This is a genomic window from Lentzea sp. JNUCC 0626 (genome assembly GCF_043632865.1).
Lineage (GTDB): Bacteria > Actinomycetota > Actinomycetes > Mycobacteriales > Pseudonocardiaceae > Lentzea.
The window spans coordinates 269,200-288,824 of sequence record NZ_CP171635.1 but is presented as its reverse complement, the minus strand read 5'-3'; the positions used below and the strand labels follow the sequence as shown (position 1 = coordinate 288,824).

The 19,625-nt window shown below is 68.7% G+C and carries 14 protein-coding genes; 9 read left to right on the top strand and 5 right to left on the bottom strand.

Annotation, left to right across the window (positions count from 1 at the left end; translation table 11 throughout):
- Positions 1 to 5: 5 nt before the first annotated feature.
- Positions 6 to 3,116: a phosphodiester glycosidase family protein gene (locus JNUCC0626_RS01380; protein WP_394617776.1), complete on the top strand. Its 3,111-nt coding sequence runs from the start codon at positions 6 to 8 to the stop codon at positions 3,114 to 3,116.
- Positions 3,117 to 3,164: 48 nt separating this feature from the next.
- A complete protein-coding gene (locus JNUCC0626_RS01375; RefSeq protein ID WP_394617775.1) occupies positions 3,165 to 4,826 on the top strand; it encodes a DEAD/DEAH box helicase in 1,662 nt (553 codons plus the stop codon).
- A gap of 26 nt (positions 4,827 to 4,852) precedes the next feature.
- Here the strand turns inward: JNUCC0626_RS01375 and JNUCC0626_RS01370 are convergent, their stop codons facing one another.
- From JNUCC0626_RS01370 to JNUCC0626_RS01350, 5 genes are all read right to left on the bottom strand, one after another.
- Entirely contained in the window at positions 4,853 to 5,602 is a 750-nt protein-coding gene (locus JNUCC0626_RS01370) for a methyltransferase domain-containing protein (RefSeq protein WP_394617774.1), read from the bottom strand.
- A 217-nt stretch (positions 5,603 to 5,819) separates the two neighbouring features.
- Positions 5,820 to 9,221, bottom strand: coding sequence for a S8 family serine peptidase (locus tag JNUCC0626_RS01365; RefSeq protein WP_394617773.1), 3,402 nt, complete (start codon positions 9,219 to 9,221; stop codon positions 5,820 to 5,822).
- Between the two features lie 65 nt (positions 9,222 to 9,286).
- A complete protein-coding gene (locus JNUCC0626_RS01360; RefSeq protein WP_394617772.1) occupies positions 9,287 to 9,685 on the bottom strand; it encodes a VOC family protein in 399 nt (132 codons plus the stop codon).
- Positions 9,686 to 9,690: 5 nt separating this feature from the next.
- Positions 9,691 to 10,479: a helix-turn-helix domain-containing protein gene (locus tag JNUCC0626_RS01355; RefSeq protein ID WP_394617771.1), complete on the bottom strand. Its 789-nt coding sequence runs from the start codon at positions 10,477 to 10,479 to the stop codon at positions 9,691 to 9,693.
- A 316-nt stretch (positions 10,480 to 10,795) separates the two neighbouring features.
- The gene (locus JNUCC0626_RS01350) at positions 10,796 to 11,770 is read right to left on the bottom strand and encodes an ROK family transcriptional regulator (protein ID WP_394617770.1); all 975 of its coding nucleotides are present in this window, start codon (positions 11,768 to 11,770) and stop codon (positions 10,796 to 10,798) included.
- Positions 11,771 to 11,808: 38 nt separating this feature from the next.
- On the opposite strand from JNUCC0626_RS01350, the gene JNUCC0626_RS01345 reads away from it, so the two are divergent.
- The 7 genes from JNUCC0626_RS01345 (at position 11,809) to JNUCC0626_RS01315 (ending at position 19,619) form a co-directional block, all read left to right on the top strand.
- On the top strand, positions 11,809 to 12,813 hold the full coding sequence (locus JNUCC0626_RS01345) for a Gfo/Idh/MocA family protein (RefSeq protein WP_394617769.1): 1,005 nt from the start codon (positions 11,809 to 11,811) through the stop codon (positions 12,811 to 12,813).
- Positions 12,810 to 13,274 carry a heme-degrading domain-containing protein gene (locus JNUCC0626_RS01340; protein WP_394617768.1) on the top strand — a complete coding sequence of 155 codons (465 nt, stop codon included), beginning with the start codon at positions 12,810 to 12,812 and terminating at the stop codon, positions 13,272 to 13,274. The genes JNUCC0626_RS01345 and JNUCC0626_RS01340 overlap by 4 nt, the downstream gene beginning before the upstream one ends.
- Positions 13,275 to 13,634: 360 nt before the next feature.
- Entirely contained in the window at positions 13,635 to 15,041 is a 1,407-nt protein-coding gene (locus JNUCC0626_RS01335; RefSeq protein ID WP_394617767.1) for a family 2B encapsulin nanocompartment shell protein, read from the top strand.
- 5 nt (positions 15,042 to 15,046) lie between these two features.
- Positions 15,047 to 16,126, top strand: coding sequence for a terpene synthase family protein (locus JNUCC0626_RS01330; RefSeq protein WP_394617766.1), 1,080 nt, complete (start codon positions 15,047 to 15,049; stop codon positions 16,124 to 16,126).
- Positions 16,119 to 17,132: a terpene synthase family protein gene (locus tag JNUCC0626_RS01325; RefSeq protein WP_394617765.1), complete on the top strand. Its 1,014-nt coding sequence runs from the start codon at positions 16,119 to 16,121 to the stop codon at positions 17,130 to 17,132. The genes JNUCC0626_RS01330 and JNUCC0626_RS01325 overlap by 8 nt, the downstream gene beginning before the upstream one ends.
- A gap of 36 nt (positions 17,133 to 17,168) precedes the next feature.
- Positions 17,169 to 18,569 carry a family 2B encapsulin nanocompartment shell protein gene (locus tag JNUCC0626_RS01320; protein ID WP_394617764.1) on the top strand — a complete coding sequence of 467 codons (1,401 nt, stop codon included), beginning with the start codon at positions 17,169 to 17,171 and terminating at the stop codon, positions 18,567 to 18,569.
- Positions 18,570 to 18,572: 3 nt separating this feature from the next.
- Complete coding sequence (locus tag JNUCC0626_RS01315; RefSeq protein ID WP_394617763.1) at positions 18,573 to 19,619, top strand: family 2 encapsulin nanocompartment cargo protein polyprenyl transferase; 1,047 nt, start codon at positions 18,573 to 18,575, stop codon at positions 19,617 to 19,619.
- Positions 19,620 to 19,625 lie beyond the last annotated feature (6 nt).

The following is a 19,625-nucleotide window of genomic DNA, read 5'->3' as shown; positions in this document are numbered from 1 at the left end:
GGGGCGTGACGAGACGTGCACTTGCGGTGATCATCACCGCCGCCCTCCTTGCGCCCGTTGCCCCCGCGCACGCCGACGTCGCCAGACGCATCGAGACCGCCCGCGCCGAGAGACCTGTCGCGCCGGGCGTCACGCTCACCTCGTTCGACTGGTACGAGCCGGACGGGTGGGTCCGGGGTGACGCGCTGAGCGTCGACCTCGGGAAAGTCCGGGTCGGGTACGTCGACCCCGGCGCCGTCACGCAGGCCGCTCCCCTCTCGCAGCAGGCACCCAAAGCGGTCGCGGCGATCAACGGCGACTTCTTCGACATCAACAACTCCCAGGCGCCGGAAGGTGTCGGCGTGCAGGACGGGCGGCTGCGGAAGTCTGGCAGCGGCCGAGCCGTCGGCATCGACGCGGCGGGCATCGGCAGCGTGATGGAGACCTTCTTCGAGGGCACGCTCAACGGCACGCACGCGCTGACGCAGCTCAACAGCGCGAAGATAGACGTGGACGGGATCGGCGTCTTCAACCCGTTGTGGGGCACGTACAGCAGAGCGCGCGCTACGCAAGGTGCGTCCAACACGGCCGAGGTCATCGTCGAAGACGACGTGGTCCGCACGGTCGGCAGCCCGAGCGACACACCGATCAAGGGCTACGCACTGGTCGGCCGGGACAAGGGCGCGGACGTCCTCACCACCCTCAAGCCGGGTGACCGGGTCGAGGTCAGCTACCGCAACCGCACCAGCAACGGCAGCGAACCGCGCACGGCCATCGGCGGGCGCCAGCTGCTCGTCGAGAGCGGCAGGAACGTCGCCCCGGCGGAACCGCTGCACCCCCGCACCGCCGTCGGGTTCTCGAAAGACGGCAAGAAGATGCAGATGCTGACCGTCGACGGACGGCAAAGCGCCTACCTGCAAGGGCTCGACCTGCGCGACCTCGCCGACGCCATGATCGAACTCGGCGCGCACCACGCCCTCAACCTCGACGGCGGCGGCTCGTCGACCATGCTCGCCCGCGAACCCGGCACCACCGCACTCACCCTCGTCAACACCCCGTCGGAGGGCGGCGAACGCCCGGTCCCCAACGGTCTCGCGCTCTACGCCCCGGCCGGCAGCGGCAAGCTCGTCGGGTTCGACGTCAAGACCGCGAGCACCCGCGTCTTCCCCGGTCTGACGCGCCGGATGACCGTCCGCGGCTACGACGAGACGTTCGGACCGGCCCCCAGCGATCACGTCTCACGCGCTACGAACGGGTGGGCCATCGGCGACACCTTCCACGCCTCACCCCACCCCGGTCCGGCGACGTTCACCGCCTTCCGGGGCCTCACCGCGAAGCAGCAGCACCTCACCGTCCTCGGCGAACTGGCCAGGCTCTCCCCGGAGAACAGCCGGATCAGCCTCACCGAGGGTGAGCGCAAGCCTTTGCGCGTCAACGGTTTCGACCGCCGGGGTCACCAGGCGCCGATCGAACGCTCCGACCTCGACCTCAGCTACGACCGCAAGATCGTCGAGGTCACCCCGGACCTCCAGGTCAGGGCTCTCGCCACCGGCGCCACCACGATCAAGGCACGCGCGCAGGGCGAGGAGACGCACATCGCAGTCACGGTCGGTGTGCACGACCAGCTGATCGCCGACCTGACCGACGCTCCACAGTGGACGTTCGGAGCGGCCCGCGCGACCGGCAGGGCGGAACCCGAACCAGACGGACACACCGGCGAGGGCCTCAAGCTGAGCTACGACTTCACACAGTCCACCGGCACCCGCACCGCCTACGCCGTCCCGCCGCGCCCACTGCACGTCAGCGGGCAACCCCTGTCGCTCGCCGCCTGGGTCCGCGGCGCGGGCAGGGGTGAGTGGACGGCGTTCACGGTCACCGACTCGACAGGACAGTCGCGCTCGCTCTACGGCCCGCACCTCACCGAGCAGGGCTGGCAGCGGGTCGAGGTGGCCGTCCCGTCCGAACTCAAGTTCCCGGTCCAGGTCACGAGGTTCACCGTGATCGAAACGCAGGCGGACCGGTCCTACACCGGCGAGATCACCCTCGACGACATCACCGCGCAGGTGCCGCCGGACATCACCCTGCCGCCGGCGGAGGACCTGCGCGAGGACCACGTCGGCAAGGCCGAGGGCTGGACGTTCGCGGTCATGTCCGACGCGCAGTTCGTGGCGCGCAACCCGGACAGCGACCTCGTCCGGTCCGCCCGTCGCACGCTGCGGGAGATCAAGAAGTCCGGCGCCGAGTTCGTGGTGATCAACGGCGACCTCGTCGACGAGGCGTCGCCGGAGGATCTGAAGCTCGCCAGAAAGATCCTCACCGAGGAGCTCGGCGACTTCCCCTGGTACTACGTGCCGGGCAACCACGAGATCATGGGACCGGGCACGATCGACAACTTCCGCCGCGAGTTCGGGGCCACGCACCGCACGTTCGACCACAAGGGCACGAGGTTCGTGCTGCTCGACTCGTCGACCGGAACGCTCAGAGGCGGCGGCATCGAACAGATGGAGATGCTCCACACCGCACTCGGCACGGCAGAAGGCCAGGCCGTCGTGATGATGCACCACCCACCACTGGATCCCACACCCGCACGCACGAGCCAGCTCGCCGACCGCATGGAAGCGGAGTACTTCGAAAGGCTGCTGTCCGAACGCGACAAACCCACGGCGTTCATCGCGGGCCACGTGGGAGGGTTCTTCGCGTCCACAGTGGACGGCATCGCGCAAGTGATCAACGGCAACTCCGGCAAGGCACCCGCGGAGGCGGGCGGGTTCACCGGCTGGACGCTCGTCGGCGTCGCGCAGCACAACATCAAGGCCGAGATCAGGCCGCACGTGGACGCGCTCCAGGTCACGGCTCCGTCCACGCTGCGATCGGGTGGTGCGGAAACGGTTGCGGCCACGGTGAAACAGGGTTCGCGACAGATCCCGGTCCGTTATCCGATGGGCGCGGTGTGGGAAGGGTCACGTGAATTGCACGTGGGCGGCAAGGCGGGGATCAGGCCGTGGCACGTCGCTTGGCTCGAACCGGGTGGCGGTGTCCTCACCGGAATCAGGCCTGGTCAGGCGAAGATCTCGGTCACGGTCAACGGTGTGACGAGCAGCGCCGACGTCCGCGTGGAGGCGAGGAATGCCGTTTGAGCTGGTCTGAGTGAGTGCGATGTGAGGCGGTGAGGGAAGATACTCGTCATGACCACCGCCGACAACGGTTTCGCCGACCTGGGGCTGCGCTCCGACATCCTCAACGCACTCACCACGCTGGGCTACGAGGAGCCGACGCCGATCCAGAGCGAAGCGATCCCGCCCCTGCTCGCGGGCAACGACCTGCTGGGCCAGGCGGCCACCGGCACCGGCAAGACGGCGGCGTTCGCGCTGCCGCTGCTCGAACGCATCGCCGACCGCATCGGCAAGGGCGAGAAGCCGCTCGCCCTCGTGCTCGCCCCGACCCGTGAGCTCGCCGTCCAGGTGTCCGAGGCGGTCCACCGCTACGGCCGCCACATGGGCACCCGCGTGCTCCCGATCTACGGCGGCCAGCCGATCGGCCGTCAGCTGCGCGAGCTGTCCCGCGGCGTCGACGTGGTGGTCGCGACCCCGGGCCGCGCGATCGACCACCTCCAGCGCGGCACGTTGCAGCTGGGCGACCTGCAGGTCGTCGTGCTCGACGAGGCCGACGAGATGCTCGACATGGGCTTCGCGGAGGACATCGACGCGATCCTGTCCGAGACCCCGGCCGAACGGCAGACCGTGCTGTTCTCGGCCACGATGCCGCCGCGCATCGACCGCATGGCCAAGAGCCACCTGCGCACCCCCACGCTCATCCAGATCGAGCGCGAGAAGACCGAGCCGGGCGAGGCCCCGCGCGTGCGGCAGACCGCGTACCTGGTGCGCCGCGAGCACAAGCCCGCCGCCCTCGGCCGCGTGCTGGACGTCGAGTCGCCCACGGCCGCCGTCGTCTTCTGCCGCACCCGCGACGAGGTCGACCAGCTCACCGAGACCCTGAACGGCCGCGGCTACCGCGCCGAGTCGCTGCACGGCGGCATCAGCCAGGAGCAGCGCGACCGCGTCATGTCGCGCCTGCGTTCCGGCACGGCCGACCTGCTGGTCGCCACCGACGTCGCCGCCCGCGGCCTCGACATCGAGCAGCTCACGCACGTCGTGAACTACAACGTGCCGTCCGCGCCCGAGGCCTACACCCACCGCATCGGCCGCGTCGGCCGCGCGGGCCGTGAGGGCGTCGCGATCACCCTGGTCGAGCCGCGCGAGAACTCGATGCTCAAGACGATCGAGCGCGTCACCAAGACCAAGATCCCGGTCGAGAAGGTCCCGACGGTCGCCGACCTGCGCGCCCGCCAGCTGGAGCTCACCCGCTCGTCGCTGCACGAGTCGCTGCTCGAGGACGACCTGTCGCGCTTCCGCGTCGTCGTCGAGACGCTGGCCGACGAGTTCGACGTCATGGAGATCGCCCTCGCCGCCGTCAAGCTCGCCCACGAGGCGTCCGGTGCCGCGGCCGACGAGGAGGAGATCCCGGAGGTCCGCCCGCGCGAGGACCGCCCGCGTCGCGACGGTGCCCCCGCCGGCCCGCGTCGTGAGCGCCGCGGCCCGTCCGAGGGCATGACCCGCCTGTTCCTGGGCGCCGGCCGCTCGTCGGGCATCCGCCCGCAGGACATCGTCGGCGCCATCACCGGCGAGACGCAGCTCAAGGGCCGCGACATCGGCGCGATCGAGATCGCCGACCGGTTCTCGCTGGTCGAGGTGCCCGGCCCGGCCGCGAACGACGTGATCGACCAGCTGCGCGACGCCACGATCAAGGGCAAGCGCGTGACGATCCGCCGCGAGCGCCAGCCCCGCTAGTCACGAACGCGACGAGGCCCCCTCCTTTATGTCGGGAGGGGGCCTTTTCGTGCTTCGACGAGGAAGCGTTCCGACGTCGACACGAACTCGCCGTGCTCCTCGATGTGCTCGTGCATCGCCCGCAGCCGGTCCCGGTACGCCTCCACCGTGAAGCCCGGCACGGTCCACAGCACCTTGCGCAGGAAGTGCACCACCGCGCCGACGTCGAAGAACGCCACCCGCAGCGACACCGGTTCCAGCCGCAGCACCTCCAGCCCCGCCGCCTCCGCCTCCGCACCGGCCACCGCCGTGGAGCGCGCCTGGCTCACCGGCTGCGGACCCATCACGAAGTCGGTGAGCTCCCGGTTCGTCCCGGCCCCGATCTGCTGTGAGAAGTAGGTCCCGCCCGGCTTCAGCACCCGCGCGATCTCGGCCCACGGCGTCACCACGGGGTGCCGGGAGATCACCAGGTCGAAGGTCGCGGAGCGGAACGGCAGCGGGCCGTCGTCCGGTGCCCGCACCACCAGCGGCAGGTTTCGCGACGCCACCAGGGCGTTGGGCGGCCAGGACTCGGTCGCGACCATCAGCGGCGGCAACACCGGTGCCGAGGCCGTCACCTCTCCCCCGCCGGTCTGCAGGTCCAGCGCCGATGAGACCGCTCTCAGGCGCTCGGCGATCTGGCCCGCGTAACCCCACGGCGGACGTTCTTCGGTGGCCCGTCCGGCGAACCACGAGAAGTCCCAGCCGTCGAGCGGCACGGCCTCGCCCTCTGCCACCAGCGCCTCGAAAGTCCCCATGGGCACGAATGGCACCACAAGATCAGCGGACCGACCACCGGAATTCGGCGGCACCTGCCCCGGGCGCTGAGACGCCGCGTCCCTGGTTCGTCTCGCGCTCGGCGGGGCAGGTGCCGCAGGGGTTTACAACGACCGAACGGCCGCGTGGTTACGCCCTAAGACGCAACACAAGCACGACCGTTCGGCCTACAACGAGGTTGTCACCCGCTAGAGGGAACTAACGCAACCGATAGGCCCTCTTCACGGTCTGGTCGACCTTGTTGCCGTCCGAATCTGTGGCGACCACGCGCAGCGACACGAAGCCGCCCGCCTGACCGCCCGCGGGCACCAGCGACTTCACCGGCTGCCACGTGACGCCGTCGTCGAACGAGGCGTACGCCTGCAACGAGCGCACGGACGCCTTGCCCGCGCCGGACTGGCGGGTCGCGGTGAACTTCACCGGCATCGGCACCCCGGCCTTCCAGCTGTTGCGCAGGTCGACGGGCACCGAGTAGTCGACCTCCAGCAACGGCAGGCGGCCGTCGGCGGACCCCGCGAAGTCCCACTCGGTGCGAATCGCGGTCGACAACGCGAGTCTGTCGCGTTCGCCTTCCAGCACCAACTGGTACCGGCCGTCACGTGCCGGTGCGGGCAGCGTGCCCTGACGGCCGTCGGCGTAGCCCTGGGTGACGCCGTTGTGCTTGAGTTCCAGCCACGCCCAGCCTCCGCGGTGCCAGTTCTCCACCCAGCCGGAGCCGCCGAACGGCGAGATCCTCGTGCTGATCTGGTCGCCGGAGCGCGTGATGCCGCCGCCGTCCGCCCAGGTCACCTGCCACGCGCCACCGAGCCGTGGCGAGGTGACCGCGCGCAGGTTGGACTTCTCGTACTCGCGGCCCGGCTGGAACTTCACCGGGGCGAGGTCGGCCCACGACGTCTGGCTCTGGTCGTCGCCCGCGCCGAACATGCGTCCGTCGAAACCCTCCTGGTACCAGCTCACCCCGCGGTCGGCCGTGAAGTACTCGGTGCGTTGCGCGGGAGCGAAGAGGTCCTCGTCCAGCACCATGCCGAAGTCGAGCACACCGTCGAGGACCGGGTAGTTCCGCTGGCTGACCAGGCCGTCCGCGCCGGACGTGTGGTAACGGGCCTTGACCTCGCCGAGGTCGGAGTGCCGGATCTTCCTGACGCCGGACGGCAACGTCCCCTTGTCCTGGAGCAGCAACGTGTACGAGACCGGCGACCCCGCGACGGCCCGCAGTGTCAGCTTCGTCGGCGCGGTGGTCACGTGGTGTTCCGGGACGGCGATCACGGGGATCGCGGTCTGCTGCTCGAACGGGAACGGCACCGGTCCCGACCACAGCACAGCAACCGCTCCGGCGTCCTTCATCTCCTGCGCCACAACGTAAGGATCTTCACCGGCCTGGCGGACGAACGCGAGCTTGCCGCGCACGTCACCACCGCGTTCGGCCACGTCGAGCTTGTGGTCGCCCGGCTTCAGGTACCCGCTGCCGTCGTAGTAGCGCACCGGGAACCCGCCGGGGACGGAGATCAGCGGCTGGCCGCCCTTGAGGCCGTTGACGTAGCTCAGCTCGGGCAGCGGAGCGCCGAACATCAAGGTGTACAAGGGAACCCGGCCGTCCAGGATGCCCGCGACGCCGCTGATCTTGCCCGGCGTGAACGGCACCCGCAGGTCCGTGTCGCGGTACCAGACGACGGAGTCGCGTTCCGGCAGCTCGACGCTGGACTGCTTGGCCTGCCTGGCGTCGATGGTCACCGAGACCGGCTTGGTCAGCGAGACGCGGCCCGCCACGTCGGTCACGGACACCGGCGCGAACCAGTCGTAGTTCGGCGTGCGCTCGTCGATGCGGCCGAGCACGGCGTAGTCGGCGACCGGCAGCCTCGACGACCCGGCGCCGTCGACGATCGAGAGCACCGAGGCTTCCTGCGTCGTCATGTTCACGACGATGACGAACTCGTCCGCCACGGGCTTGCCGTCGCGGCCGGTCATCGAGACCTTCAGCTCGTGCCGTTCCTCCTGCACGTACGCGCCGACGGAGGTGGTGAGCGCAACGCCGTCCGCAGTCGCTTTGACGTGCCCGAAGAACGTGCCGAGTCCCTTGCGCGGGTCCAGCACGACGTCGACCGCCACGCTGCCCGCCGCAGGCACCGTCACCGTCGCGGGCACGGCGAAGTGCGCGCCCAGGTCGTGCTGGAGGTTCAGCGACACCGGCTGCGCGCCCGAGTTCGTGTAGGTGATCGTCTTCTTGATCGTGCTGGTGTGCGGCCATTCCACCAGCCCGAACGACAGGCTGCCCACGTCCGCGCGGACGTTCTGGGTGGCCGCGCGGCCAACGTCGAGCAGACCCGTGCCGACGTTGACCGGACTGTCGTTCACCGGCTTGACCGTGGCCATGAGCTGCGCCTTCAGGTCAGCGGCCCGCCACGTCGGATTGCGTTGCGCCAGCACCGCCGCGGCACCGGCCACGTGCGGCGAGGCCATCGACGTGCCGGACAACCGCGCGTGCAACTCGTCGACCGCGTACTCCGGATACGTGCCTTCAGCCCGTGCGGCCACGATGTCCGTGCCGGGAGCGGCGATGTCCGGCTTGACCGCGAAGTCGTTCCACCGCGGCCCGCGCGACGACAACTCGTTGACCGCACCGCCCTTGGTGAGGTTCGCGACGGCCAGCGCCGAGTCCGCCGACGCGGGCGACGAGACCTTCCGGAACGTCCCGTAGTTGCCCGCCGCCACCACGAACAACGTGCCGGTCTCGGCCGTGAGTTCGTTGAGCTTCACCGACAACGGGTCGGTGCCGTCGGACTGGTCACCGCCCAAGGACATGTTGACGACCTTGGCCTTGACCTCGCGCGCCGCCCACTCCATGCCGGCGATCACCGCGCTGTCGAGGCACCAGTCGGCCTCACAAACCCGCCCCACGGCGAGATTCGCGCCCTTCGCGACCCCGACGTACTGGCTGCTGCGGCCCGCGATCGTGGCCGCGACGTGCGTGCCGTGCCCGACGTTGTCCTGGATGCCGGCGGGCGTGAAGTCCTTCGCCGTGCTGACCACGCCTTGCAGCTCAGGGTGTTGCTGGTCGTAGCCGGTGTCGAGCACCGCGACCGTGACGCCGCTGCCGTCGAACCCGGCCTGCCACGCCGCCGGCCCGCCGACCATCGGCACGCTCTCGGTCAGCGAGATCTTCGACTTGCCGTCGAGCCACAACTTCCCGGCCCGCAACGCGTTCGCGCGCCGGCCGTTCCACTGCTGGGCAGCGTCCTTCTTCTGGACGGATCCATTGGCGAGCAACGGAATCCGGTCGACCTTGTCATCGGTGTACCCGTACGAGTGCAACGCCGTGACGTCGAAGAAGCGCTTGTCGACGCGATCCTGCCCCACCGCGTCGACCGCGTCCGCCGGCACCACGAACTGATGGCCGTCCCGCACGTACCGGGCGAACGACATGCCCGGCCGTCCCTCGATCCGGACGAGCTCACCTCGTTCGCCGACCACGACCTTGTCGCCGCTGATCAACGTGATGGTCGAGGTCTGCTGAGCTCTCGGCGGTTCCGCCTGCGCGGCCCCCACCGGACTGACCAGTCCGGCGGCGACCGCGGCGATCACCAAACATCGTGCAAGGCGCACGTGTCCTCCCCTGGGATGTGAACCTCTCCACCCAGGAAGACCTCGAACAGCGCGTGAAGGTTGCCTCACGCTCCGCGATAGGTGCCGAAGCTCCAGCGATTGCCCTCGGGATCGGCGACCGTGAACCCGCGCGACCCGTAGTCCTCGTCCCGCAACCCGCGGATCTCCGTTGCGCCGTTCGCCAACGCCTTGGCGTGCAGTTCGTCCGGCCGGTCGGTGACCACGTAGACCGATCCCTGACCGGCCGTTGTCGCCTCGACCTCGCCGACTGACCTTGCTGTGGACCCGAGCATGACGCCGCCGCCCTCGGGCCAGACCAGCTCGCAGTGCACGACCTCGCCTGCGGCTTCGCCTGGGACCACCAGGTGTTCCTCGAAGCCGAACGCCTCGACCAGGAAGCGGATCGCCTTGGGTGCGTCCACGTAGGACAGTGTCGGCCAGCAGGTGGGTGGTGGTGTGCTCATGGTCCCTACTGTGCTGCTTGACCGCGCTCGCTGCCTTGTACGAATGGAAGCTCGGCCGCGATCCACTCCGTCGGGGTGGCGCCGCAGAGGGCGCGCCAGTCCCGGTTGAAGTGGGCCTGGTCGGTGTAGCCGCAGGCTGCCGCCACCTCGGTGAGGGTGGGGCGGCGTTCGCCGCGCAGCATTCGGTTGGCGTTCTCGAAGCGCATGATCCTGGCCATGACCTTGGGGGTCAGGCCGTATTCGGTGGTGAACTTGGTGGTCAGGTGTTGTCTGCTCCAGCCGACTTCTGCCGCTATCTCGGCTACCGGGGTGCCGGTGGTCAGGCGTTGCCAGGCCCAGGCGACTTCTACCTGTTGCTTGACCGGGCGGACCGTGGCGCCCAACAGTTCGTCTAGCAGGGCGAACCGGTCTAGCCACGTGGGCGCGTGTTGCAGCCGTTCCCGCAGGCCGGTGGGCGCGGCTAGGGCGTCGAGTCCGACGGTGGTCGCGCTGAGTTCTCCGGCCGGCATGCCGAAGAGGGCTCGCATGCCGAGTGGGGTCAGGTCGCACTGGACGCCGTGTTGGAAGCCGTCGTGGGTGATGATCACGGCTTCGTCGTGCAGGCCGCCGCAGAGGGTGGCGAACTTGCCTTCGGTCAGGTTTACGGTGCCGTCCAGGGTGATTACCAGGGTGAGGGAGCGGGAGGGCAGGCCTCGGTGGACTCCGGGGTCGGTGCGCATTCGATACCCGGAGTATCTGGTGATGAACGGTCTCAGCCTGGGGTGCGGTAGGCCGATGACGTGCTCGACGTCCACGGTGGTGAGGCTAGCTCAGGAGATGGGTGGGTGCGGGTCGGCTTGTGTTGGCTGGTTCCTGTTCCAGCGGGGTTGGTTGCGTTTGGATGGTTGGGCTGCGGTTGCGAGAGCGGTCCGGCGGGTCGTTTCGGATGAAGTGGGTTGCGATTGGGGCAACCGGCTCCCAACCAGGTAGCAGCCCGTTCGGGCTCGCCTTCGGCTTCGCCACGCCAAGACTCGTAAGTGGGCGGCTTACGTCTGTGGCTATCCGGTTCGGTGCGCGCGCCGGGCCAAGACGGTGGTCGGCTTGCGTTGGCGAGTGCGGTTGCGTGCGTGGTCAGAACAGTTCCCCTAGCACCAGCAGCCCCGCGCCGACGGGTACGAGCTCGTCGCCGAACTCCGTCACGCTCACCTCCACGTCCGGCATCTCCCGCAGGTAGAGGTCGGGTGCGGCGAGCACCTTCCGTCCACTCAGGACGATCTGGTCCAGGTCGAGCAGCTGCACCAGGTTCATGACCGCCGCTCCGATCACCCGTGCCGCGTCGACGCCCGTGGTCGCCGCGTGCACCGCCTCGATGCAGCCTCGTCGGCCGCAGACGCACAGCGGGCCGTCCAGTTGGATTGTCGTGTGGCCGAACTCCCCCGCGCCTGACCGTGTGCCTCGGTGCACCTCCCCTCCGAGGAACAAGCCCACGCCCAGACCGGTGCCCACGAACACGAGGGCCGCGTCGTGCAGCGGGCGTCGCCACGCCTCGGCCAGCACGGCGCAGTTGGTGTCTTTGTCCACGACGACGGGCAGCCCGAGTCGTTCGGTGGCCAGCGCGCGCAGAGGAACGGCGGACCAGCCCGGCAGGCCGTTCGGGGAGACGACGCCGTCGCGGAAGTCGAGTGGGCCCGCTATGCCGATGCCGAGCCCCAGCACCTTGTCGTCCAGGGCGATCAACGGCTGGAGTGCGGAAAGCACGTCGTCCGGGGTGAACATCGGGGGCAGCGGCACGACGGCGGAAGACACGATGGAGCCGGTCAGGTCGAGACGTACTACTCGTAGTTCGTCGCGGTCCACGTAGGCGCCGTAGGTGAACGCGCCCGACGCGGCCAGTTGTAGTGAGCGGCGGGGTTTGCCTCGGGTGCCCGCTCGGACCGCGCCGGTCTCCTCCAGGAGGCCCGCCGAGATGAGCCTCGCCACGATCTTCGAGACCGCCTGCGGGGTCAGGTTTGCCTGTTCGGCGATGGAAGCCCTGCTCAGGGCGCCTGAGCGGACTAGGCGCAGCACGGTTCGGTCGTTGTGCGAACGCAGCGAGGTGAGGTCCACGGTCGCAATTATTCAACAGCGTTGCTTTAATCGGAAGCATGACTAGGGTCGGACTTCTGGGCTACGGCATCGCGGGGCGGGTCTTCCACGCCCCGCTCATCTCCTCGACCGAGGGCATGGACCTCGTCGCGATCGTCACGGCGAACCCGGAGCGGCGGGCGCACGCCCGTGCGGCTCACCCGGAGGCGAAGATCGTCACGCCTGAGGAGTTGTTCGAGCTCGATCTCGACCTGATCGTCGTGGCCACGCCGAACAAGACGCACGTCAGGTACGCCCTGAAGGCGATCGGCAGGGGTGTCGCGGTCGTGGTGGACAAGCCGTTCGCGCCTACGTCCGCCGAGGCCGCGGATCTCGTGACCACCGCCGAGAAGGCCGGCGTGCCGCTCACGGTGTTCCAGAACCGCCGGTGGGACAGCGACTTCCTGACGCTCAAGAAGGTCGTTGGGCAGTTGGGTGAGGTGCGGCGGTTCGAGTCGCGGTTTGAGCGGTGGGTGCCGGAGATCTGGGACAACTGGCGCGAGTTCGGCGACCCCGCCGAGGCCGGTGGGTTGCTGTACGACCTCGGCGCGCATCTTGTCGACCAGGCGTTGCAGTTGTTCGGTCCGGTCAGGACGGTGTACGCGGAACTCGACAGGCGGCGGCCTGGGGCGCAGGTCGACGATGACGTGTTCGTGGCGTTGACGCACGAGAACGGGGTGCGGTCGCATCTGTGGGCCAGTGCGCACGCGGCGAACTACGGGCCGCGGTTCCGGGTGCTGGGTAGCGAGGGAGCGTTCGAGATCGACGGGCTCGACGAGCAGGAGGACGCGCTCGCCGCCGGGCGTCGGCCGGGCGAGGACTGGGGGCGCGAGAGCCGCACCGGACGACTCGGGGTGCTCGACGAGACGGTCGAGGTCGCCGTGGAACCCGGTGCGTACCAGCAGTTCTACGCCGAAATCCAGGCAGGCCGCACTCCGGTCGACCCCGCCGGTGCCGTGGCGGCACTCCAGGTCATCGAAGCCGCATTCCAGTCCGCACGCGAGAACAAGGTGGTCGAGCTGTGAACTCCGAAGAACTCCTCGCCCAAGAGCGTCGGCTCCAGTTCGAGCGCTTCGGCAACGACGTCGCGATCGAGCTCGGGCTGCACCTGCTCGACGCCGCCCGCGCGCAGGGCCTGCCGATCGCGATCTCGGTGCAGCGCAACGGGCATCGGCTCTTCCACGCCGCGTTGCCCGGGACCGCGCCGAACAACGACAGGTGGCTCGAGCGCAAGGCGCGCGTCGTGGAGCTGTTCGGGCACAGTTCGTTCTACGTTGGGGAGACGTTCAGGGAGAAGGGGACGACGTTCGAGGAGGAGTCGCGGCTCGACCCGGATCTGTACGCCGCGCACGGCGGTGTGTTTCCCGTCATCCTTCGCGGAACGGGGCCCGTCGGCACCGTCGGAGTCTCCGGACTCCCCCAGGCGGAGGACCACGCGTTCGTCGTCGCCGAGCTGGAATCGTTCCTGAACTCACGCGAGGCGTAATAACTCGAATAGTCGTTGGTACAAATAATACCCACCACTTCGAGTGGATTTCAGTCCACTCGAAGTGGGGTTCTCATAACACCTTGGAGCACTCCGACAATGCGCACGAAAGAGTGATCCTACTGAGCCAAACGAGTGCCTGATTCCATCGCCCCAAGAATAACGACCAGTCACTCACCTGCCGATACAACTGCCGTTGCGTGCGGCAGCAGTTGTACGCTCCGTAGCACTGACAGGCGTAAACCACCCACCCGAATGTCGCCTTTTTGGCCCCTTCACAGTTCTCAACAGCGCGAACTAACGTCCGTTCCGGCTTATCGGATTGGTCCATTAGCGCATTGAGATAGGTGGGTACCGGTTGTGACTGTGACGGATTCTGACCTCAATGAGGGCCGTCAGCAGCTGAGTTTGGGCACGGCCGCCGCACGAAATCTGGCCACTACCACCAAGTCCGTCCCGCAGATGCAGGGAATCACTTCCCGCTGGCTGCTCAAGGTGTTGCCCTGGGTGCAGGCCGCCGGTGGTGCTTACCGCGTCAACCGCCGTCTCACCTACACGCTGGGCGATGGCCGCGTCTCGTTCACCAACATCGGCGCGGAGATCCGCGTCGTGCCGCAGGAGCTCACCGAGCTGGCCCTGCTGAAGGGGTTCGACGACGAGGAGGTGCTCGCCGCGCTGGCCGGCCGGTTCTCCCAGCAGGAGTTCGGCATCGGCGACGTCATCGTCGAGAAGGGCCGCCCGAAGGACACCGTCGTGCTGATCGCGCACGGCAAGGTGGACAAGATCGGCACCGGTGAGTACGGCGGCGACACCGTGCTCGGCAACCTTGCCGACGGCCAGTACTTCGGCGAGACCGTCCTCGCCGGACCGCAGGGCGAGTGGGAGTACACGGCCAAGGCCGTCACCCCGGTCACCGTGCTGACTCTGTCGTGGGACGACTTCCAGGCGCTCAACGGGGAAGCGGGCGGCCTGAGGGCGCACATCCAGCAGACGTTCAACAGCCGCAACAAGCCGCAGGACGAGCACGGCGAGGCGGAGATCGGGCTGTCGTCCGGTCACGACGGCGAGCCCGTGCTCCCCGGCACGTTCGTCGACTACGAGCAGTCCCCGCGCGAGTACGAGCTGAGCGTCGCGCAGACCGTGCTGCAGGTCCACAGCCGCGTCGCCGATCTCTACAACCACCCGATGGACCAGATCGAGCAGCAGTTGCGGCTCACGATCGAGGCCCTGCGCGAACGCCAGGAGCACGAGATCGTCAACAACAGGTCGTTCGGCCTGTTGCACAACGCGGACCTCAAGCAGCGCATCCACACCCGTTCCGGCCCGCCCACCCCGGACGACTTCGACGAGCTGCTGTCGATCGTGTGGAAGGACCCCGGGTACTTCCTCGCGCACCCGCGCACGATCGCCGCGTTCGGCCGTGAGCTCAACAAGCGCGGCCTGTACCCGCAGCACATCGACTTCAACGGCCAGCAGGTGCCGGCGTGGCGCGGCATCCCCGTGCTGCCGTGCAACAAGATCCCGGTCTCCGACACCCGCACGTCGTCGGTGATGCTGATCCGCACCGGCGAGCAGAACCAGGGCGTCATCGGCCTGCACCAGACCGGCATCCCGGACGAGTACCAGCCGGGCCTCTCGGTGCGGTTCATGGGCATCAACGACCAGGCGATCATCAACTACCTGGTCAGCGCCTACTACTCGGCCGCCATCATGGTGCCGGACGCGATCGGTGTGCTGGAGCACGTCGAGCTCGGTCGCGAGGGCTGAAACCCTTGGCGTCCTTCACCATGCCGGAGTTCTACGTGCCGCACCCGGCGCGGATGAACCCGAGCCTCGAACGGGCCCGCGCCCACTCCACGCAGTGGGCGCGGGACATGGGAATGCTCGACACCGGGGTGTGGACCGACGAGATCCTCGCGGGCGACGACTACGGGTTCATGTGCGCGTGGACCCACCCGGACGCGCCCGCGGAGATCCTCGACCTCATCACGGACTGGTACGTCTGGGTCTTCTACTTCGACGACGAGTTCTTCGCGGAGTTCAAGCAGAGCAAGGACGTGTCGGGAGCGAAGGCGTATCTCGACCGGCTGCCCGCGTTCATGCCGCTCAACGGCACGGACCCGTGGCCGGAGCCGCAGAACCCGACCGAACGCGGCCTCGTCGACCTGTGGCAGCGGACGATTCCGCTGATGTCGCAGGACTGGCGGCGCCGGTTCACCACGAGCACCCACAACCTGCTGCTCGAGTGCATGTGGGAGATCCGCAACATCGAGAGCGGCACGGTCGCCAACCCGATCGAGTACATCGAGATGCGCCGCAAGGTCGGCGGCGCGCCGTGGTCGGCGAACCTGGTGGAGGTCTCCGAGGCAGCCGAGGTGCCCGCGTCCGTCGCGGGCACCCGGCCGCTGCGGGTCCTGTCCGACACGTTCTCCGACGCGATCCACCTGCGCAACGACATCTTCTCGTACGAACGGGAGGTCGAGCGCGAGGGCGAGAACTCCAACGGGGTGCTCGTGTTCGAGAAGTTCTTCGGCCACGACACGCAGACCGCCGTCGAGGCCGTGAACGCACTGCTGACCTCGCGGTTGCACCAGTTCGAGAACACCGTGTTCACCGAACTGCCGTTGCTGTTCGCGGAGAACGCGCTGCTGCCGCACGAGCAGGCGCAGGTCCTCAAGTACGTCAAGGGCCTGCAGGACTGGCAGTCCGGCGGTCACGAGTGGCACCTGCACGCGGGTCGTTACACCAAAGTGGACGGTGGGGGCGGCAACTCCGCGTTCTTCCGCACGATCCTGCGCGGGCCGACCGGCCTGGGCACGTCCGCGGCGTGGCTGGGGGTGGCCCGTGGTTGAGCTCCCCGCGTTCGACATGCCGTTCTCCGCCAGGCTTTCCCCGCACGTCGACAAGGTGCGCCAGCACAGCAAGCTGTGGGCGCGGGACATGGGCATGCTCGACGGCACGCTCTGGACCGAGGCGTACTACGACCAGGCCGACTTCGGTTCGTTCACTCCCCTGGCCCACCCGACGCTCGGCCTGGACGCGCTCGTCCAGATCAGCGACACACACGTGTGGGCCTGGTACGTGGCGGACATCTTCTACGACGGCTACTTCCGCACCCGCGATCTGGCGGGCGCCAAGGCGTTCGTCACGAGGATGCGGTCCATCATGGACGATCCGGCGCAGGCGACGTGGACCGTGACCGAACGGGCGCTGGCCGACCTGCTCACCCGCGCCCCGCTCGATCAGCGCGACCGGGCGTCGCTCGACGAGTACTTCGACGCGATGCTGTGGGAAGTGCACGCCAACGCGCAGGGCCGGGTGCCCGACCCGGTCGACTTCGTGGAGATGCGGCGCCGCACCATCGCCGCCGACATGTCCGCGCGGCTGGCCGCCGGGCCGTTGATCGACCAGCTGCCGCCGGAACTGATGGCGAACTCCACGATGCAGGCGATGGTCGACGCGTTCGCCGACATCACCAGCCTCAAGGCGGACGTCGTGGGCTACGAGCGGTTCGGCCCGGACACCGGGCTGATCACCAACGCCGTGCACGTCGTGCGGACGTTCTTCGACTGCGAACTCCAGCAGGCGGTGAACATGGTCGCGGACCTGGTGAACGCCCGCATGAAGCAGTTCGCGACGTCGGCGGCGGACGACCTGCCGTACCTCGCCGACCAGTACCAGCTCGACTCGGCGCAACGCATCGCGTTGAAGGCCTACGTCGAGGCGTTGAAGGCATGGCTCGCGGGCGAGCTCATGTGGACGCAGCGCACGGGCCGTTACGAGCCCTACCCGACGCCATCCGTGGCGTCTTTCCACCGCCCCACCGGATTGGGTACTGCCGCAGTACTGGTCCGCTAGTTCCACAACCGCACCAACAGATTGGCAGGATTTCCCGTGACTGTTACCGATCCGGGCCTTGGGGTCGAGAACGCGCAGCTGAGCCTCTCGACGGCCGCAGCCCGCAACCTCGCGACGACCACCAAGTCCGCACCGCAGATGCAGGGGATCTCGCCCCGGTGGCTGCTGCGCATGCTGCCCTGGGTCGAGGCGAAGGGTGGTGCGTACCGCGTCAACCGCCGGCTCACCTTCGCGATCGGCGACGGCCGGGTCACGTTCACCGCCGTGGGTTCCGAGGTGCGGATCGTGCCGCAGGAGCTGGCGGAGTTCGTGCTGCTGCGCGGGTTCGAGGACGAGGCGGCGCTCACCGCCGTCGCGAACCGCTTCGAGCAGCGCGAGTACCAGCCGGGCGAGGTGATCGCCCAGCGCGGCCAGTCCGTCGACGAGATCATCGTGATCGCGCACGGCAAGGTCACCAAGACCGGGCGCGGCGAGTACGGCGACGACGTGGCGCTCGGCACGATCGCGGACGGCGAGTACATCGGTGACGAGCCGGTGCTCTCCGGCGCCGACAAGGACTGGAGCTTCACCGCCCGCGCGTTGACGCCGACGACGGCCGTGGTGCTGTCGCGGGCGGCGTTCGCACAGCTCAACGGGCAGATCGAACCGCTGCGCGAGCACATCCAGCAACAGCTCTCGAACCCGACGAACGCGTCGAACAAGCACGGCGAGGCCGAGATCGACATCTCGTCCGGGCACGACGGCGAACCGACGCTGCCCGGCACGTTCGTCGACTACGAACTGCGGCCGCGCGAGTACGAGCTGAGCGTGGCGCAGACGATCGTGCGCGTCCACACCCGTGTCGCGGACCTCTACAGCCAGCCGATGGACCAGGTCGAGCACCAGTTGCGGCTGACCATCGAGGCGTTGCGCGAACGCCAGGAGTTCGAGCTCATCAACAACAAGGAGTTCGGTCTCCTCGCGAACGCAGACCTGAAGCAGCGGGTCAGCACCAACTCCGGCCCGGTGACGCCGGACGACATGGACGAGCTGATCTCGCGGCGCCGCAACACCAAGCTGATCCTGGCGCACCCCAAGGCGATCGCGGCGTTCGGGCGTCAGCTCAACAACCGCGGCCTGTACGTGCCGACGGTCGAGGTCGAGGGCAAGGCGCTGCAGTCGTGGCGCGGCATCCCCATCGCGCCGTGCGACAAGATCCCGGTCAACAAGAACGGCACCACGTCGATCATCGCGATGCGGCTCGGCGAGGAGAAGCAGGGTGTCGTCGGCCTGCGCCAGACCGGCATCCCGGACGAGTACGAGCCCGGCCTGAACGTGCGGTTCATGGGCATCGACGAGCACGCGATGCTCAAGTACCTGGTGTCGACGTACTACTCGGCCGCGGTGCTGGTGCCGGACGCCCTGGGCGTGCTGGAGAACGTGGAGATCGGTCTCTAAGCGATGACTGCGGAGATGACCGAACCGTTGGCCGCCGGGCGTCCGTCCGGCGAGGTCCTCGCGTGGAGCCGCAGCCTCGTGCTGCCGGCTCTGCGCAAGGCCGTCGACCAGCTGCCGCCGTCGTTGCGGACCGTCGCGGAGTACCACCACGGGTGGCGCGACGAGTACGGCAACCCGGTGCTGGAGAACGGCGGCAAGGCGATCCGTCCCGCGTTGGTGCTGCTGGCGGCCGAGGCCGTCGGCGGTACCCCCGCCTCCGCCGTGCCCGCGGCGGTCGCGGTGGAGCTGATCCACAACTTCTCGTTGCTGCACGACGACGTGATGGACCGCGACACCACCCGGCGCCATCGGGCGACGGCGTGGACGGTGTTCGGCGTGAACGCGGCGATCCTGGCCGGGGACGCGTTGCAGGCGCTGGCCGTGGACGTCCTGGCGGCGTCGGGACACCCGCGCTCGCTGGAGGCGATCCGGTCGTTGGGTGACGCCGTGGTGGCATTGCTCGAAGGCCAGGCGTACGACCTGGACTTCGAGACGCGCAACGACGTGTCGGTGCACGAGGTCGAACTGATGGCGCGCGGCAAGACGGGCGCGTTGCTCGGTGCGTCCACGGCTCTGGGCGCGCTGTACGGCGGCGGGTCCGACGAGCAGGTCGAGGCGATGCGCGGCTTCGGCGCCGAGCTCGGACTCGCGTTCCAGCACGTGGACGATCTTCTCGGCATCTGGGGCGACCCGGCGGTGACGGGCAAGGCCGTGCACTCGGATCTGGTGAACCGCAAGAAGTCCCTGCCGGTCGTGCGCGCGCTGAACGCCGGCGTGCCCGCGTCCGAGGAGCTCGGGGTGCTGTACCTCGGGTCGCAGGAGATGAACGCGGAAACGCTTGCGCGGGCGGCTGAGCTGGTCGATCTGGCCGGTGGGCGGGCGTGGAGCCAGACGCAGGCCGACGAACTCCACACGCAGGCGCTGGTGCACCTCGGCGAGTCCTCGCCGACGGCGCGGGCGGCCGTGGAGCTCGGCACGCTCGCCCAGCTCGTGACACATCGAGATCACTGAAACCCT